Here is a 15,538-nt window from a genome sequence, read left to right as displayed (position 1 = left end):
CCTCAGGGCCGGCACCGGCATCCCGCGGGGACCGGGCGTCCACCACAGCTCGCGGGACGCCCGCCCGTCCGGCAACGGCGCCGCCTCGGAGATACTGGCCCCCATGACCCGCCTGATCCTCGCCACCCGCAACGCCGGCAAGCTCACCGAACTGAAGGCGATCCTCGCCGACGCAGGCATCACGCACGACCTCGTCGGCGCGGACGCCTATCCCGACATCCCCGACGTTAAGGAAACCGGCGTCACCTTCGCCGAGAACGCCCTGCTGAAGGCACACGCACTCGCCCGGGCGACCGGGCTGCCGGCCGTCGCCGACGACTCGGGCCTGTGCGTCGACGTGCTGAACGGCGCCCCCGGGATCTTCTCCGCACGCTGGGCCGGCCGCCACGGCGACGACCAGGCCAACCTGGACCTGCTCCTCGCCCAGCTCTCCGACATCGACGCCCCGCACCGCGGCGCCCACTTCGCGTGCGCGGCGGCCCTCGCCCTGCCGGACGGCACGGAACGCGTCGTCGAGGGCCAACTCCTCGGCACCCTCCGCCGGACCCCGGCCGGCACCCACGGCTTCGGCTACGACCCGATCCTCCAGCCCGAGGGCGACACCCGCACCTGCGCGGAACTCACCCCCGCGGAAAAGAACGCGATCAGCCACCGAGGCAAGGCGTTCCGAGCACTGGTACCGGTGGTACGGGAGTTGCTGGGCTGAGCGCACACGGAGAACGGCCTGCGCATCTTTCGACGCGCAGGCCGTTCAGGGGTGCGGCGGAAGGGATTCGAACCCTCAAGCCGTTTCACGGGCCACAGATCCTAAGTCTGCTGCGTCGCCGTTGCGCCACCGCCGCCAACCGCCCGCCATCGTATCGGGACTCGCTCGCGGAGTTCTGCCTCCCCCGCACCAGGTGCTGTGCGGTGCCGCCCGGAACTCGCTGGATCCACCCACGACTTCCCCACGGCTCCGACAGTGTTCGTGACCTCCGAGCCGCCCAGGCCGTGGCTCAATGCCCCGATGTCACCTTCAGCCCCACCACCGCCACCAGCAGCAGGCCGATGAAGAAGATACGGGCCGCCGTGGCCGGTTCGCCGAGGAGGAGCATGCCGAGGACGGCGGCGCCCGCCGCGCCGATGCCGACCCAGACGCCGTAGGCCGTGCCGATGGGGAGGGTCTTCGCGGCGTACGAGAGGAGGACCATGCTGGCGACGATTCCCGCGCCGGTGAGCACGCTCGGGACCGGGCGGGTGAATCCGTCGGTGTACTTCATCCCGATCGACCAGCCGACTTCGAGCAGACCGGCGACGAGCAGCAGAACCCAGGCCATGGGAGGCACCTCCGAGAGACAGGACGACGGCTGGACGGAAGTGCGTCGTCTTTGCCCTACCCGGTACGGCGCGTCTCGTCGGGGTGCTTTCCACCGTAGCAAAGGAATGTGTAAGGGGCTGGTGACCATGGTCACCAGCCCCTTACGGCGATGTTCGCCCTACAAATACAGGCCCGTCGAGTCCTCGGACCCCTCGAACCGGTCCGCGGCCACGGCGTGCAGGTCCCGCTCGCGCATCAGCACATAGGCGATCCCGCGCACCTCGACCTCGGCGCGGTCCTCGGGGTCGTACAGGACCCGGTCGCCCGGCTCGACCGTACGGACGTTCTGGCCCACCGCGACGACGTCGGCCCAGGCGAGGCGGCGGCCGACGGCCGCCGTCGCGGGGATCAGGATGCCGCCGCCGGAACGACGCTCGCCCTCGGCGGCGTCCTGCCGCACGAGGACACGGTCGTGCAGCATCCGGATGGGCAACTTGTCGTCATGGGTGTTGTGCTGTTCCCGATTGGCGCTCACGCCCAGAACCTACCTGTCCCCGAGCCCTCCGTAGCCGAGCGGGTCAGCCCTTGCGCCGCCGCGTGCCCAGCACGAGCAGTCCGACGACACCCACAGCGAGCAGGGCCGCCGGCACGATGCGCTCCAGCCGGGGCGAACCCTCCTCGGTGACGAACTGCCCCTTCACATCACCGACGACGCGGTTCACGCCGACATAGGCGCGCCCCAGCGTGTGGTCGATGTTGGAGGCGACCTTGGCCTTGGCGTCTCCGACGATCGTCTTGGGGTGGACCCGCACACCGATCTCGTCGAGCGTGTCGGCGAGCGTTGTCCGGCGGTTCTTGATGTCCGCCTCGATCTGCGCCGGAGTCCTGGTATCCGACGTGTCCGACGTATCCGACACCGCGCTGCCTCCGTGGTCGTGTAGTGACTGTCTGGTTCGGACAGTCTGTCAGCTCCTGCTGCGCCGCACCCCTCGGCACCCCCCATTACGCTCGTTCCGTATCCATTCCATCCCCTTGGCCACGTGAGGTACCGATGAGCGAGCGACTGCAGCCCGGCGACACCGCCCCCGCCTTCACCCTGCCCGACGCCGACGGCAACGAGGTCTCCCTGGCGGACCACAAGGGCCGCAAGGTCATCGTCTACTTCTACCCGGCCGCCCTCACCCCGGGCTGCACGAAGCAGGCCTGTGACTTCACGGACAACCTCGACGTGCTGGCGAGCGCCGGTTACGACGTCATCGGTGTCTCCCCGGACAAGCCGGAGAAGCTCGCGAAGTTCCGTGAGAAGGAGTCCCTGAAGGTCACCCTGGTCGGGGACACCGACAAGTCGGTCCTGGAGGCGTACGGCGCGTTCGGCGAGAAGAAGCTGTACGGCAAGACGGTCGTCGGGGTCATCCGCTCCACGGTGGTGGTGGACGAGGAGGGCAAGGTCGAGCGGGCCTTCTACAACGTGAAGGCGACCGGGCACGTGGCGAAGATCATCAAGGATCTGGGGATCTGACCCGCTCGGTACGGTCCGGCGCGCGCGGGACCGTCCTCCGGGGGCGGCCGCCGCGTGCCGCCCGGCCGGTCAGGGTTTTCTGGAGGTGAGCGTGCCCAGCGGGCCTTCGCCCGCGCCGGTGCCCGTTCCGCCGTCCGCGGTTCCGCCGTCGGTGGTGGTCCCGGTGCCGCCGTCCGTGGTGGATCCCGTGGTGCCGCCGTCGGTGGTGCCCCCGCCGTCACCGTTCGTGGTGCCGCCTCCGGTGTCGGCGCCGCCGTTGGTCTGGCCCTGGTTCTGACCCGCGGTCTGTCCCTGGGTCTGGCCGTTGGTCCGGCCCGGGGACTGGCTGGGGCCCCGCGTCTGCTCCTGGCCCGGGGTCTCCTGCCCGCCGTCGGTGGTGCCGGCGTCGTCGTCGCCGGTGGTGTCCGGCTCGCTGGGCTCGAAGGAGGGGACGTCCTCCTGTTCCTCGGCGCCCGGCTGGAGCTGGAGGTCGAAGTCGGACGCGTCGGTGCCTTCGAGGGCGTCCTTGGTGAACTGGGCCCAGATCTGGGCGGGGTAGCCGCCGCCGTTGATGCGGGCCTGGCCGAGCGCGCCGTACAGGGACTTGTGGGCGCCGGTCTCGGGGTCCTGGCCCATCACGGAGACGACGGTGGCGAGGTCGGGGGTGTAGCCCGCGAACCAGGCGGCCGTGTCCTCCTCGGCGGTGCCGGTCTTGCCCGCGGCGGGCCGGTCGGCGGCCTGCGCGGCCTGCCCGGTGCCGCCGTCGACGACACTCTGGAGCATGGACGTGGTCGTGTCGGCGGCCTGACGGCTCACCGCCTGGGTGGTCTGCTGCTTCGGCAGCTCCACGGCGTCCTCACCGTCCTTGGTGATCTTCTCGACGAGGGAGTACGTGCCGTGCCGGCCGTGGTTGGCGAGCGTGGCGTACGCCTCCGTCATGTCGAGGACGCTGGCGGTGGCCGGGCCGAGGGCGATGGACGGCGAGGCCGTCAGGTCGGGGGTGTTCGCGGGCAGCCCGAGCGCCACGGCGGTCTTCTCCACCTTGGCGGGGCCGACGTCGACGGCCATCTGCGCGTACACCGAGTTGACCGACTTGTCGGTGGCGGTGCGGACGGTGATGTCGCCGTACGAGACGCCGTCCTCGTTCTCCGGGGCGTAGGGGCCGCCGCTCCAGCCCTGCACCGGGCGCTTGTCGGTGCCGTCGTAGACGGTGTTCGGGGTGATCATGCGGCCGTCCTGCGTCGTGGAGAAGTTCTGCACGGCCGAGGTGAAGACGAACGGCTTGAAGGTGGAGCCGACCTGGTAGTCGCGGCGGGTCGCGTTGTTCACGTACTGCTTGGTGTAGTCGATGCCGCCGTACATCGCGCGGACCTTGCCGCTGGACGGGTCGATGGCGACGCCGCCGGCCCGGACGTAGGCGTCGACCTTGCGGTTCTTCTTGTCGAGCCGGTCCGTCACCTGGTCGTTCACGGCCTTCACGAAGGCGTCCTGCTTGGGCTTCTGCAGGGTGGTCGTGATGCGGTAGCCGCCGGTGGTGAGGGTGTCCTCGTCGAGGATCTTGTTCGAGGTCAGGTAGTCGTTGACCGCCTGCACGAGGTAGCCGCGCTGGCCGGACATGCCCGCCGATCCCTTGGCCTGCTTGGGCGGCTGGAAGGTGACCCGGGCGCGCGCCGGCTGGGTGAGCCACTTCTTCTTGACCATGCCGTCGAGGACGTAGTTCCAGCGGGCGAGCGCCGCCGCCTTGTTCTCGGGGTGCGCGATCACGTCGAACTCGCTGGGCGCGTTGAGCAGCGCGGCGAGGTAGGCGCCCTGGGCCACGGTCAGGTTCCGGGCGTCGACGCCGTAGTAGGCCTGCGCGGCGGCCTGGATGCCGTAGGCGTTGCGGCCGTAGTAGCTGGTGTTGAGGTAGCCCTCCAGGATGTCGTCCTTGCTCTTCTCCCGGTCGAGCTTGATGGAGATGAAGAACTCCTTGATCTTGCGGGTGACGGTCTGTTCCTGGCCCAGGTAGTAGTTCTTCACGTACTGCTGGGTGATCGTCGAGCCGGACTGCCTGCCCTTGCCGGTGGCCGTGTTCCAGCCCGCGCGGATCATCGCCTTGGGGTCGATGGCGGACTCGGTGTAGAAGTCGCGGTCCTCGGCGGCGAGCGTGGCGTGCTGGGCGTCCTTGGAGATCTGGGCGAGGGAGACGTTCTCGCGGTTGACGTCGCCGTCGCGGGCGAGCTGGCTGCCGTCGGCGTACAGATAGACGTTGCTCTGCTTGGTCGCGGCGGCGTTCGCCGGCGGGATCTTGACGAGGTAGTAGCCGAGCGCGAAGAGGCCGACCAGGACGAGGATCAGGCACACGAGGGTGCCGAGCAGCATCCGCCAGGTCGGGACGAGCCGGCGCCAGCCGGTCCGCTTCCGCTTCTCCTTCCGCTTCTTGCCGGGTTCGCCCGGCCCCGCCGCGGGTTCGCCGGCCGGGCGGGGGCCCGGTTCCGGTTCCCTGGGTGCCCAGCCCTGGTCGTTCCGCTGCGGCTGCGGCTCGTCACTCATCTGTTCGCCGGACTCCTGTTTCGCGTCGTACGTCGCCGTACGACCTCTTACGCCTCAAACGCCTGGTGCGCCCCTCTTGAAGACTGTCGCACCCTGCGTTTCGTTCCCTGATCCCGGCACGCGTCGCGCCGGAAAATGCCTGGCGGCGCGCGCGGGGCGGGGGCTAGGCTCCTGCGCTTTGGCTCAACTTGGCTCAACGCTCAGGAGAGGGACGGGTTGTGGGCACGACGCGGTTGTACGCCTCCGTCGCGGCGGGCGGCTTCCGGCGGTACGCCACCTATCGGACCGCCACGGCCGCCGGCGTCTTCACGAACACCGTCTTCGGGCTGATCCTCGCCTACATCTTCATCGCGCTCTGGGACACCAGGCCGCACCTCGGGGGCTACGACCAGTCCCAGGCGCTCAGTTACGTGTGGCTCAGCCAGGCGCTGCTGATGGTTGTCGCGGTGATGGGCGGCGGCTTCGAGGACGAGCTGATCGAGCGCATCCGTACGGGTGACATCGCGATCGACCTGTACCGTCCGGCGGACCTGCAGCTGTGGTGGCTCGCGCAGGACATGGGACGGGCGCTGTTCCACCTGCTGGGCCGCGGGCTGATCCCGCTCGCCTTCGGGGCGCTCTTCTTCGACCTGGCGCTGCCCGCCGATCCGCTGACCTGGCTGGCCTTCCTGGTCGCGGTCGCGCTCGGCGTGGTCGTCGGGTTCTCGATCCGGTTCCTGGTGGCGCTGTCGGCGTTCTGGCTGCTCGACGGCGCGGGAGTCTCCCAGCTCACGATGATCGCCGGGGTGTTCTGCTCGGGGATGCTGCTGCCGCTGAACGTGTTCCCGGGCACGCTCGGCGAGGTCGTACGGGCCCTGCCCTGGTCGTCGCTGATCCAGGCGCCCGTGGACGTCCTGCTCGGTACGGCGGATCCGCTCGGCACATACGCGTTCCAGGCCGCCTGGGCGCTCGCGCTGCTCACGGCCGGGCGGCTGCTCCAGTCGGCGGCGACCCGGAGGGTGGTGGTGCAGGGTGGCTGACCCTGTCGAGGAAGCCGTGCGGGAGAGGCCGCCCGGTCCGGCGGCCGGACCGGTGGGGGAGCCGGCGGCTAAGGCGCATCCCTTCGCGCGCCAGGGGGCGTACGAGCGGCTGTGCGACGGGCTGCGCGCCTACCGGCTGATCACGGCGATGTGGATGCGCTCGACGATGGCCTACCGGGCGTCGTTCGCGATGACCGCGCTCGGGAACTTCGCCGCGACCGCCCTGGACTTCGTGGCGATCCTGCTGATGTTCTCGCAGGTCGACCGGATCGGCGGCTACGGACTGCCCGAGGTGGCCTTCCTCTACGGGGTGGCCGGCACCGCCTTCGGGCTCGCGGACCTCGCGCTCGGCTCGATGGACCGGCTCGGACGACGGGTGCGCGACGGCACCCTCGACACCCTGCTGGTGCGTCCCGCGCCCGTCCTCGCGCAGGTCGCCGCCGACCGGTTCGCGCTGCGCCGCCTCGGCCGCATCGTCCAGGGCCTGTTCGTCCTCGGCTACGCCGTCGCCGTCCTCGACATCCAGTGGACGCCGCTCAAGGTGCTGCTGGTCCCGGTGATGCTGCTCAGCGGCGGCGTGATCTTCTCGGCGGTGTTCGTGGCGGGCGCGGCCTTCCAGTTCGTCGCGCAGGACGCCTCCGAGGTGCAGAACTCCTTCACGTACGGCGGCAGCACGCTCCTGCAGTACCCGCCGACCGTCTTCGCCAAGGACATGGTGCGCGGGGTGACCTTCGTGCTCCCGCTCGCCTTCGTCAACTGGCTGCCCGCGCTGTACGTGCTGGGGCGGCCGTATCCGCTCGACCTGCCGGCCTGGGTCGCCTTCACACCGCCACTCGTGGCGGCGCTGTGCTGCGCGCTCGCCGGGATCGCCTGGCGCGCGGGGCTGCGCGCCTACCGCAGTACCGGAAGTTAGGGGAACGGGCGTGGCCATCACCGAGGACGGCGGACCGGCGGGCGCGGACAGCGCACCGGCGGGCCGGGGCGGCGGACCCACGGGTCGGGACGCCGGATTCATCGAGCTGGACGGCGTCGAGAAGGTCTTCGACGTGCGCAAAAGGACCGGGTTCCTGCGCAGTGAGCGGCGGCAGGTGCGGGCGGTCGACTCGATCTCGTTCGCCGTGCGGCGCGGCGAGATGGTCGGCTACATCGGTCCGAACGGCGCGGGGAAGTCGACGACCATCAAGATGCTCACCGGCATCCTCACCCCGAGCGGCGGCCGGCTGCGGGTCGCGGGGCTGGACCCGTCCAGGGAGCGGACCCGGCTGGCCCGCCGGATCGGCGTGGTGTTCGGGCAGCGGACGACCCTGTGGTGGGACCTTCCGCTGATCGACTCCTACCGGCTGATGCACCGCATGTACCGCATCCCCGACGGGCGTTACCGGGAGAACCTCGACCGCTGTGTCGAACTCCTCGAACTCGGGGCCCTGTTGGACGTGCCCGTGCGGCAGCTGTCGCTGGGGCAGCGGATGCGCGGCGACATCGCGGCGGCCCTGCTGCACGATCCCGAGGTGCTCTACCTGGACGAGCCGACCATCGGGCTCGACGTGATCAGCAAGGCGCGGGTCCGGGAGTTCCTGCGGGACCTGAACGCCGACCGCGGCACGACCGTCCTGCTCACCACGCACGACCTGACCGACATCGAGCAGTTGTGCCGGCGCGTGATGGTCATCGACCACGGCCGGCTGATGTACGACGGCGCGCTCGCCGGGCTGCACGAGGTGGGGGAGAGCGAGCGGACCCTGGTCGTCGATCTGGAGCGGGAACTCCCGCCGATCGAGCTGGAGTCGGCGCGTGTGGTGAAGGTGGAGGGGCCGCGTCAGTGGCTGGCGTTCCCCGCGGCCCAGTCGGCGGCTCCGCTGGTGGCGCGGATCGCGGCGGAGTACCCGCTCGTGGACCTCTCGGTGCGGGAGCCGGACATCGAGGCCGTGATCAGCCGCATGTACGCGGAGAAAGCGGTCTCATGAGGCGACTGCCCGGGCTCGTCCAAGGCGGCGAGCGGCATGGCGAGCGGCCGGGGGAACTCGTAGGCTGCTGTCCATGACGGACGACGAACTCCCGGAGCTGCGCGCCTCCGACGCCGATCGTGAACGGGTCTCCGAACAGCTGAGGGACGCCCTCGCCGAAGGACGCCTCGACATGGAGGAGTTCGAGGAGCGGCTGGAGGCGACGTACAAGGCCCGCACCTACGGGGAGTTGACGCCGATCACCCGCGATCTGCCCGGCGGGGCGGTCGCGTCCCCGATCTCCATGGTCAAGCAGCCCGTGGACGACGGCAGTTGGGGCTCGCGGATCGTGGGCGGCGAGGGTTCCTCGTCGTGGGGTGTGGCCGTACTGTCCGGCTTCGAGCGCAAGGGCCGCTGGACGGTGCCGCGCCGCTTCAACTCCGTCGCCTTCATGGGCGGCGGCGAGATCGACCTGCGCGAGGCGAACTTCGCGGACCGTGAGGTCGTCGTCAACTGCGTCGCGGTCATGGGCGGGATGAACGTCATCGTGCCGCCCGGCGTCGAGGTCGTGGTCCGCGGCATCGGCATCATGGGCGGCTTCGACCACCGCGAGGAGGGCCGGCCGGGCGATCCCGGGGCGCCCAGGGTGATCATCACGGGCTTCGCCTTCTGGGGCGGCGTCGGTGTGGAGCGCAAGCTCACCCGCGCCGAGCGTCAGCGGCAGCGGGAGGAGCGCCGCCAGGAGAAGCTGGAGCGCCGTGCGGCCCGCAAGGAGCTGCAGGGGTCGCAGGGCGGCCGCCTCGGTGACGTGTTCGACGCCCTCGACGAAGCGCGGGACCTGATCCGCGACCGGCACGAAGACCATCACGAGTACCGGGACGAGCGCGAGCGGGAGCGCCACGAACGGCACGAGGAGCGCCGGGAGCGTCACCGGGAGCGCCGCGAGGACCGTCACCGCCGCCACTTCGGCGACTACTGACTACTGATGACTGACCACTGATGCCTGACTGCTGACTGCTGACTACGCAACTCCCGCGCCCTCCGCGGCCGTCGGCGGACGCGATGCCACCCTGGACGGCCGCGGCGCGCCCGCGATCGCGGGCGCGCCGGAGAGCATGAGGGGCCGGATCACAGCTCCGCCGGAGCCGAGCCCATCAGCTGCTGGAGGTCGAACACCTCGGCCATCCGCCGGAAGCCCCGGTCGCTCGGGTGGAGATGGTCCCCCGAGTCGTAGTCGGTCCGGAGGCGGCGCGGGTTGTACGGGTCGCGCAGGGCCGCGTCGAAGTCGACGACGGCGTCGTAGACCTTCCCGGCGCGGATCTCGGCGTTCACGGCCTCACGGACGGCCTCCCGCTGGAGGGTGTAGCCCCGGTGGCCCTGGAAGGGCATCAGGGTGGCACCGACGACCCGCAGGCCGCGGGCGTGCGCCTGCCGGACCAGGGTCCGCAGGCCCGCCGTGATGGTGCGCGGGTCGACCTGGTTCGGGTTGCGCAGGATGTCGTTGACGCCGAGGTCGATGACGACGGCTTTGACGTTCGTCCGGTCGAGGACGTCCCGTCCGAAGCGGCTCAGCCCGCTGGGGTTGTCCGCGGGACGGCCGAGGCCCGCGGCGAGGATCTGGTTGCCGCTGATGCCCTGGTTCACGACGCTGTAGCGGGGCGTCTCGCCGGTCCCGGCCGAGGCGCGCAGCCGCTCCGCGAGGACGTCGGGCCAGCGGCGGTTGGCCCCCACGGTCGAGGTGACGCCGTCGGTGAGCGAGTCGCCGAGCACGACGACCGTGCCCGTCGCCTCGTCGCTCAGCACGTCGACCGCCGTCAGGTAACGCCAGTACGGCGTCTGCTCGGTGTACGAGGTGCCGCTCACGTCCTCCGTACGGTCGCCCTGCGCGACGTAGGAGAGCTGGCGTGCCATCGGGTGGTAGGTGACCGGTCCGGACGGTGTCGGCGAGTACGTCGTCACCAGGATGTCCGCGCCGTGCGGGATGCGTACCCGGACGGCGTCGCTCATCACCTGTCCGCCCGCCGGTATCACGACGGCCGTGGCGCCGCCGAACGTGAGGCGGCGCATGGTGTCGGCCGCCGCGGCGGCGTTGTCGGCGGTCGCGGCGACCGCGATCGTGGCGTGCGCGAGAGCCAGCGGCTGCTGTCCGTAGAGATTGGACAGCGTGATGCGGGCACCCGTACCTCCGACGGCGGCGTGCACGACGTTGCGTACGGAGCGGCCGGCCATGCCGTCGGTCTCCGTGCCGGGTTCCGCGCCGGCCGGGGACGCCGACCAGGCGCCGACCCAGGTGCCGGTGGACGCGGGCGCGGCGGAATTGTGCGACGTGCGCCCGGCGGCGACGTCGGTCCGGGTGCCACTGCCGTCGTCGGCGGCGACACCGATGTAGATGGCCCCGGAAAGGACCACGACCACGGCGAGAACCGCGGCGAGCAGGGCATAACCGTGACGCTTGGTCATGCGGTGCGTCTCTCCTCGAAACGATGGGAGCGAAATGCTCCGATGTGATCACCCCATGATGCGTCATGGGCGCGGGAGAGTACCGACGCACCCCCCTTTGGGTCCCTCCGGTCGAATCCCCATCCGAACAGACGCCGGGAACTCGTGTGCCGTTCCCGTAGTCGGTCAAGAAGAGAGGGGAAAGAGACAATATTTACGGGTGGGTCGGGTTCTGTGGACGGGTGGAGTGAATGGAACGCACGAAATCGGGTGAACCGGACGGCATGGAGCATGCCCGCTCCGGGGGGACCGCGAACGCCACGGCGCCCGCCGCGCCGCCGGGCCGAGCGATGAACACCTTCAGCGCCTCCGACATCGAGAAGCAGCGCGGGGTGCGCCGGATGAAGGCGACCGCCACCGGCCTGCTGCTCCTCGTCGCCCTGGTGTACGTGCTGGCGAAGTGGGCCTCGCACGAGGGCGCGGGCGCCTGGGCCGGCTATGTCGCGGCGGCCGCGGAGGCGGGCATGGTCGGCGCGATGGCCGACTGGTTCGCCGTCACCGCCCTCTTCCGGCACCCGCTCGGCCTGCCCATCCCGCACACCGCGATCATCCCCACCAAGAAGGACCAGCTGGGCGTCTCGCTCGGCGAGTTCGTCGGCGAGAACTTCCTCTCCGAGGAGGTCGTGCGGCAGCGGCTGCGGGCCGTGGGCATCGGCAGCAGGCTGGGCGCCTGGCTCGCGGACCCCGAGCACGCGGACCGGGTGACCGCCGAACTGGCCGCCGCCCTGCGGGGCGCGCTGACCGTGCTGCGGGACTCGGACGTCCAGGCCGTCGTCGGTGAGGCCATCACCCGGCGCGCCGACGCCCAGGAGATCGGCCCCGGCATCGGCAAGATGCTGGAGCGGGTCGTCGCGGACGGCGGGCACCGGCGGGTCGTCGACCTGGTGGTCAGCCGCGCCCACGACTGGCTGGTCTTCCACGACGAGCAGGTCATGGACGCCGTGCAGGGCGGCGCGCCCGGCTGGACCCCCCGCTTCGTCGACAAGAAGGTCGGCGAGCGCGTCTACCGGGAGCTGCTCCGCTTCGTCACCGAGATGCGCGACTCCCCGGCCCACCCGGCCCGCGGCGCCCTGGACCGGTTCCTCACCGACTTCGCCTCCGACCTGCAGTCCGACACCGAGACCCGGGCCCGCGTGGAGCGCCTCAAGGGCGAGGTGCTGGGCCGCGGCGAGGTCCAGGACCTGATCGCGTCCGCCTGGACGGCCGTACGGTCGATGATCGTCTCCGCCGCGGAGGACGAGCGCAGCGAACTGCGGCTGCGTGTGCGGGCCTCGCTGCTGTCCCTCGGCGCCCGCATGGCCACCGAGCCCAAGCTGCAGGCCAAGGTCGACGGCTGGGTCGAGGGCGCCGCGGTGTACGTCGTGACGACGTACCGCACGGAGATCACCTCGCTCATCACCGACACGGTCGCCGGCTGGGACGCCGAGCACACGACCAAGAAGATCGAGGCGAACATCGGCCGTGACCTGCAGTTCATCCGGATCAACGGCACGGTGGTCGGCTCGCTCGTCGGCCTGCTGATCTACACCGTGTCGCGGGCGCTGGGGGCGTAGCCGGGCGCGGACGGCGGGTGCGTAAGCGGGCGGGGATCGGGGAACACGTGCGGCGTTCACTCGAAGGAGAGGGAGCCTCATGACCCCACCCGCCTCGCCGGCCGCCACGCCCGCGTCCACCGGCACCATCACGACCAGCGTGCCCGCCCGGCTGGACCGGCTGCCGTGGTCGCGCTGGCACTGGATGATCGTGATCGGCCTCGGCACCGTCTGGATCCTGGACGGTCTCGAGGTCACCACCGTCGGCAACATCGCGGGCCGCCTCTCCGAGGAGGGCAGTGGACTCTCCATCACGTCGGCGCAGGTCACCGGTGTCGCGGCGGCGCTCTACGTGGCCGGTTCCTGCGCGGGCGCCCTGTTCTTCGGCTGGCTGACCGACCGCTACGGCCGCAAGAAGCTGTTCATGGTCACCCTCGTGGTCTATCTCGCCTCGACCGCGCTGACCGCCCTGTCCTTCGACGCCTGGTGGTTCTTCACCTTCCGCTTCCTCACCGGCTTCGGCATCGGCGGCGAGTACGCGGCCATCAACTCGGCGATCGACGAGCTCATCCCGTCCAAGTTCCGCGGCCGGGTCGACCTCATCATCAACGGCAGCTACTGGCTCGGCGCGATCGGCGGCGCCCTGTTGTCCATCGTCATGCTGAACACGGACATCTTCCCGAAGGACCTCGGCTGGCGGCTCACCTTCGCCCTCGGCGTCGTCCTCGGCCTGGTGATCCTGCTGGTCAGGCGGCACGTTCCGGAGAGCCCCCGCTGGCAGTTCATCCACGGCCAGGGCGAGGCGGCGGACGAACTGGTCACCACCGTCGAGGAGGAGGTGGAGAAGGAGACGGGCAAGACGCTGCCGCCGCCCGCGGGCGAGATCACCATCGAGCAGCGCAAGAGCATCGGCTTCGGGATCATCGCCAGGACCGTCTTCGCCCGCTACCCGAAACGCGCGGTGCTCGGCCTCGCCCTCTTCATCGGCCAGGCCTTCCTCTACAACGCGATCACGTTCGGCTTCGGCGCCATCCTCACCACGTTCTTCGACGTCCCCACGGGCGGCACCGGCTACTACTTCGCCGTCATCGCGGCCGGCAACTTCATGGGCCCGCTGCTCCTCGGCAAGCTCTTCGACACCGTCGGCCGCCGGGTCATGATCTCCTCGACCTACCTGCTCTCCGGTGTGCTCCTGTTCGGAACCGCCTGGCTCTTCGACCAGGGCTCGCTGAACGCCGTGACCATGACCGCCTGCTGGTGCGTGGTGCTGTTCTTCGCCTCCGCCGGAGCGTCCAGCGCCTACCTGACCGTCTCCGAGATCTTCCCCATGGAGACCCGGGCCATGGCCATCGCCTTCTTCTACGCCATCGGCACCGCCGCCGGCGGCATCAGCGGCCCGCTCGTCTTCGCCGACCTCACCGAGTCCGGCGTCGTCGGCGACACGGTGCTCGCCTTCCAGATCGGCGCCGGCCTGATGTGCGCCGCCGGACTGGTCGCCGTGTTCTTCGCCGTCAACGCCGAACGCCGCGGGCTGGAGGACATCGCCGCCCCCCTGTCGACGGCACCCTCCACCACCGGCACGTCGTCCTCGACGCCGTCGGCCCCGTCCGACTGAGTTCCGGCGCGGGGCCCTTCCGAGTATCCCGTTCTGAGTACGCGTACTCTGTCGGGCCCCCGCCGGGCACGTAACCCTCGTACGCATGACCGAGAAGCTGCTCCGCCCCCTGCGAACGCGCCCCTGGCCGGAACGCTGGCTGACGCGCGTGCTCGGCGCCGCCCTCTCCGGCGCGGCGTACCTCCTCTGCCTTCCCTGGGACCTGCGCAACCGCCCCGCGGCACAGGGCTCCACGCTGGAGACCAGCCCGGTGACCGGTACGGGCGTCCTCGCCCTCGCCGTCTGCCTGCTGTTCCTGGCCGCCTACGTCGGCCACCGCGACGCGCTCGCCTGGCCCCTGCTGCTCGTCGCGGCCCCTCCGGCGGCCCTGCTGTACGTGTCCCTGCGCACGCATCCCGGACCGCCGGACGGCTTCGTCGACGCCTGGCCGCTCACCTGGGCGTTCTTCACACTGCTCGGCGCCGCGGGTGCGCTGGTCGTGGCCGCGGTGGCCCGGCGGTTCAGGACAGACTGGACGGAGCAGGCCGACATCGACGAATGGTTCGTGCGCGCCCACCGACCCTGCACGTGACGAACCCCGTACCGCGTCCCTGACGCACCCCGCCGTCCCGCCACCCGCGAACCATCAGGAGGCACCGCCCATGACCGTCCGCAGAATCGTCCCCGACATCCACGTCGGCTCCGAGCAGGACATGTCGGCGAACCGCGACTTCTACGGCGTGCTCGGGTTCGAGGAGGTCATGAACCAGGGCTGGGTCATGACCCTCGCCTCCCCGGCCAACCCCACCGCCCAGATCAGCTTCCTCACCGAGGAACGCACCGCCCCCGTCGTCCCCGACCTGAGCGTGGAGGTCGAGGACATCGACGCCGTGTACGCGCGGGTGCTCGCGTCGGGCGCGGAGGTCCTGCGGGACCTGCGGGACGAGGAATGGGGCGTACGACGCTTCTTCGTCCGCGACCCGAACGGACGGGTCGTCAATGTGCTGGGGCACCGGGCCTGACCGGGTTCACCCGGTCCCACGGAGCCTCACCCGGTCCCACCCCGCCCTGGTCCCACCGGGTGTCACTGGGCGTGGAAGTACCGCGTCCCCTTCTCGATGAAGTACGAGGCGTAGACGCGGCCGAGGGTCGGCTTGCCGCGGTACATCCCCACGTACTGACGCGAACTGTCGACCACGACGGGCCGCGTCATGCAGGCGAACTTGATCCGCTGCTGCGCCTCCGCCCACTGCACGGCCGCCGGATCGACCCGGTCGCTGACCAGCAGCGGGAAGGCGCCGACCCCGTTCTGCAGGCCGACGGGCAGACCGCCCTTGGTGTCCTTGGCGTACTGCATCACCTGGTCGGTGAAGGCGGCGACGACGGGCACGGTTATCTCCGGGACCGCCGCGGCCACGGTGAACAGGTGCAGCTTCGTCGCCATCCAGCTCATCCGGAACTCGGCCCGCCGCCCGACGAGCACGGGCACCCCGGCCCAGTCCTCCCACCGCGTGGCGCATCCGTCCTCGGTCAACCGGCCCTGCACGAAGGCCAGGTAGGCGCCGGGCGCCGACTGCTGTTGCTGCGAAGCGTCCATGCGCGGATCCTAAGCATCCGGGCGGGG

Annotated in this window: 16 protein-coding genes, 1 tRNA gene and 1 riboswitch; of the genes, 10 read left to right on the top strand and 7 right to left on the bottom strand. The window is 70.7% G+C overall.

Going from position 1 to position 15,538, the window contains the following annotated elements; genetic code table 11:
* The first annotated feature begins 103 nt into the window (after positions 1-103).
* Complete coding sequence (rdgB, locus tag ABZT74_RS10240) at positions 104-706, top strand: RdgB/HAM1 family non-canonical purine NTP pyrophosphatase (protein ID WP_355862912.1); 603 nt, start codon at positions 104-106, stop codon at positions 704-706.
* A 52-nt stretch (positions 707-758) separates the two neighbouring features.
* Here the strand turns inward: rdgB and ABZT74_RS10235 are convergent.
* From ABZT74_RS10235 to ABZT74_RS10220, 4 genes are all read right to left on the bottom strand, one after another.
* Positions 759-842 (bottom strand) — tRNA-Leu (locus ABZT74_RS10235).
* Positions 843-995: 153 nt separating this feature from the next.
* Positions 996-1,316, bottom strand: coding sequence for a multidrug efflux SMR transporter (locus tag ABZT74_RS10230; protein WP_356176832.1), 321 nt, complete (start codon positions 1,314-1,316; stop codon positions 996-998).
* A 39-nt stretch (positions 1,317-1,355) separates the two neighbouring features.
* Positions 1,356-1,421, bottom strand: a riboswitch (guanidine-III (ykkC-III) riboswitch).
* Between the two features lie 54 nt (positions 1,422-1,475).
* A complete protein-coding gene (locus ABZT74_RS10225; RefSeq protein WP_081217496.1) occupies positions 1,476-1,832 on the bottom strand; it encodes a co-chaperone GroES in 357 nt (118 codons plus the stop codon).
* Positions 1,833-1,875: 43 nt separating this feature from the next.
* The gene (locus tag ABZT74_RS10220; protein WP_355862917.1) at positions 1,876-2,214 is read right to left on the bottom strand and encodes a DUF3618 domain-containing protein; all 339 of its coding nucleotides are present in this window, start codon (positions 2,212-2,214) and stop codon (positions 1,876-1,878) included.
* A gap of 134 nt (positions 2,215-2,348) precedes the next feature.
* On the opposite strand from ABZT74_RS10220, the gene bcp reads away from it, so the two are divergent.
* Positions 2,349-2,816 (top strand): thioredoxin-dependent thiol peroxidase, encoded by a 468-nt coding sequence (bcp, locus tag ABZT74_RS10215; protein ID WP_355862919.1) that lies wholly within the window; start codon positions 2,349-2,351, stop codon positions 2,814-2,816.
* A 69-nt stretch (positions 2,817-2,885) separates the two neighbouring features.
* Here bcp and ABZT74_RS10210 read toward each other — a convergent pair whose 3' ends face one another.
* Positions 2,886-5,327, bottom strand: coding sequence for a transglycosylase domain-containing protein (locus ABZT74_RS10210; RefSeq protein ID WP_356434012.1), 2,442 nt, complete (start codon positions 5,325-5,327; stop codon positions 2,886-2,888).
* Between the two features lie 218 nt (positions 5,328-5,545).
* Here ABZT74_RS10210 and ABZT74_RS10205 point away from each other — a divergent pair, with 218 nt between their 5' ends.
* The 4 genes from ABZT74_RS10205 (at position 5,546) to ABZT74_RS10190 (ending at position 9,268) form a co-directional block, all read left to right on the top strand.
* Complete coding sequence (locus tag ABZT74_RS10205) at positions 5,546-6,346, top strand: ABC-2 family transporter protein (RefSeq protein ID WP_356434010.1); 801 nt, start codon at positions 5,546-5,548, stop codon at positions 6,344-6,346.
* 52 nt (positions 6,347-6,398) lie between these two features.
* On the top strand, positions 6,399-7,259 hold the full coding sequence (locus ABZT74_RS10200) for an ABC transporter permease (protein ID WP_356434081.1): 861 nt from the start codon (positions 6,399-6,401) through the stop codon (positions 7,257-7,259).
* Between the two features lie 100 nt (positions 7,260-7,359).
* Positions 7,360-8,310: an ATP-binding cassette domain-containing protein gene (locus tag ABZT74_RS10195; RefSeq protein WP_355863789.1), complete on the top strand. Its 951-nt coding sequence runs from the start codon at positions 7,360-7,362 to the stop codon at positions 8,308-8,310.
* Positions 8,311-8,383: 73 nt separating this feature from the next.
* Positions 8,384-9,268 carry a DUF1707 domain-containing protein gene (locus tag ABZT74_RS10190; protein ID WP_356434008.1) on the top strand — a complete coding sequence of 295 codons (885 nt, stop codon included), beginning with the start codon at positions 8,384-8,386 and terminating at the stop codon, positions 9,266-9,268.
* A 149-nt stretch (positions 9,269-9,417) separates the two neighbouring features.
* Here the strand turns inward: ABZT74_RS10190 and ABZT74_RS10185 are convergent, their stop codons facing one another.
* Positions 9,418-10,749, bottom strand: a complete 1,332-nt coding sequence (locus ABZT74_RS10185) for an SGNH/GDSL hydrolase family protein (RefSeq protein ID WP_356434007.1) — start codon at positions 10,747-10,749, stop codon at positions 9,418-9,420.
* A 263-nt stretch (positions 10,750-11,012) separates the two neighbouring features.
* Between ABZT74_RS10185 and ABZT74_RS10180 the strand changes: the two genes are divergently transcribed.
* The 4 genes from ABZT74_RS10180 to ABZT74_RS10165 all read left to right on the top strand — a co-directional run bounded on the left by ABZT74_RS10180 (position 11,013) and on the right by ABZT74_RS10165 (position 14,936).
* A complete protein-coding gene (locus ABZT74_RS10180) occupies positions 11,013-12,341 on the top strand; it encodes a DUF445 domain-containing protein (RefSeq protein WP_356176840.1) in 1,329 nt (442 codons plus the stop codon).
* 79 nt (positions 12,342-12,420) lie between these two features.
* Entirely contained in the window at positions 12,421-13,935 is a 1,515-nt protein-coding gene (locus ABZT74_RS10175; RefSeq protein WP_356434006.1) for an MFS transporter, read from the top strand.
* A gap of 85 nt (positions 13,936-14,020) precedes the next feature.
* Positions 14,021-14,506, top strand: a complete 486-nt coding sequence (locus ABZT74_RS10170; RefSeq protein ID WP_356176820.1) for a hypothetical protein — start codon at positions 14,021-14,023, stop codon at positions 14,504-14,506.
* A 70-nt stretch (positions 14,507-14,576) separates the two neighbouring features.
* The gene (locus ABZT74_RS10165; RefSeq protein ID WP_356434005.1) at positions 14,577-14,936 is read left to right on the top strand and encodes a VOC family protein; all 360 of its coding nucleotides are present in this window, start codon (positions 14,577-14,579) and stop codon (positions 14,934-14,936) included.
* A gap of 62 nt (positions 14,937-14,998) precedes the next feature.
* Here ABZT74_RS10165 and ABZT74_RS10160 read toward each other — a convergent pair whose 3' ends face one another.
* Entirely contained in the window at positions 14,999-15,511 is a 513-nt protein-coding gene (locus ABZT74_RS10160) for a levansucrase (RefSeq protein WP_356434004.1), read from the bottom strand.
* Between the last annotated feature and the right edge of the window lie 27 nt (positions 15,512-15,538).

It is taken from the genome of Streptomyces sp. NPDC005302 (assembly GCF_040607345.1).
GTDB lineage: Bacteria > Actinomycetota > Actinomycetes > Streptomycetales > Streptomycetaceae > Streptomyces.
Note: the sequence above shows the minus strand (reverse complement) of the source record. Positions and strands in the feature narration are given on the sequence as shown.

Excerpts from the sequence above, each read along its gene's own strand:
- ABZT74_RS10170 (WP_356176820.1), top strand. The coding sequence starts at position 14,021 with ATGACCGAGAAGCTGCTCCGCCCCCTGCGAACGCGCCCCTGGCCGGAA.
- ABZT74_RS10165 (WP_356434005.1), top strand. The coding sequence starts at position 14,577 with ATGACCGTCCGCAGAATCGTCCCCGACATCCACGTCGGCTCCGAGCAG.
- bcp (WP_355862919.1), top strand. The coding sequence starts at position 2,349 with ATGAGCGAGCGACTGCAGCCCGGCGACACCGCCCCCGCCTTCACCCTG.
- ABZT74_RS10185 (WP_356434007.1), bottom strand. The coding sequence starts at position 10,749 with ATGACCAAGCGTCACGGTTATGCCCTGCTCGCCGCGGTTCTCGCCGTG.
- ABZT74_RS10175 (WP_356434006.1), top strand. The coding sequence starts at position 12,421 with ATGACCCCACCCGCCTCGCCGGCCGCCACGCCCGCGTCCACCGGCACC.
- rdgB (WP_355862912.1), top strand. The coding sequence starts at position 104 with ATGACCCGCCTGATCCTCGCCACCCGCAACGCCGGCAAGCTCACCGAA.
- ABZT74_RS10230 (WP_356176832.1), bottom strand. The coding sequence starts at position 1,316 with ATGGCCTGGGTTCTGCTGCTCGTCGCCGGTCTGCTCGAAGTCGGCTGG.
- ABZT74_RS10160 (WP_356434004.1), bottom strand. The coding sequence starts at position 15,511 with ATGGACGCTTCGCAGCAACAGCAGTCGGCGCCCGGCGCCTACCTGGCC.
- ABZT74_RS10180 (WP_356176840.1), top strand. The coding sequence starts at position 11,013 with ATGGAGCATGCCCGCTCCGGGGGGACCGCGAACGCCACGGCGCCCGCC.
- ABZT74_RS10210 (WP_356434012.1), bottom strand. The coding sequence starts at position 5,327 with ATGAGTGACGAGCCGCAGCCGCAGCGGAACGACCAGGGCTGGGCACCC.
- ABZT74_RS10190 (WP_356434008.1), top strand. The coding sequence starts at position 8,384 with ATGACGGACGACGAACTCCCGGAGCTGCGCGCCTCCGACGCCGATCGT.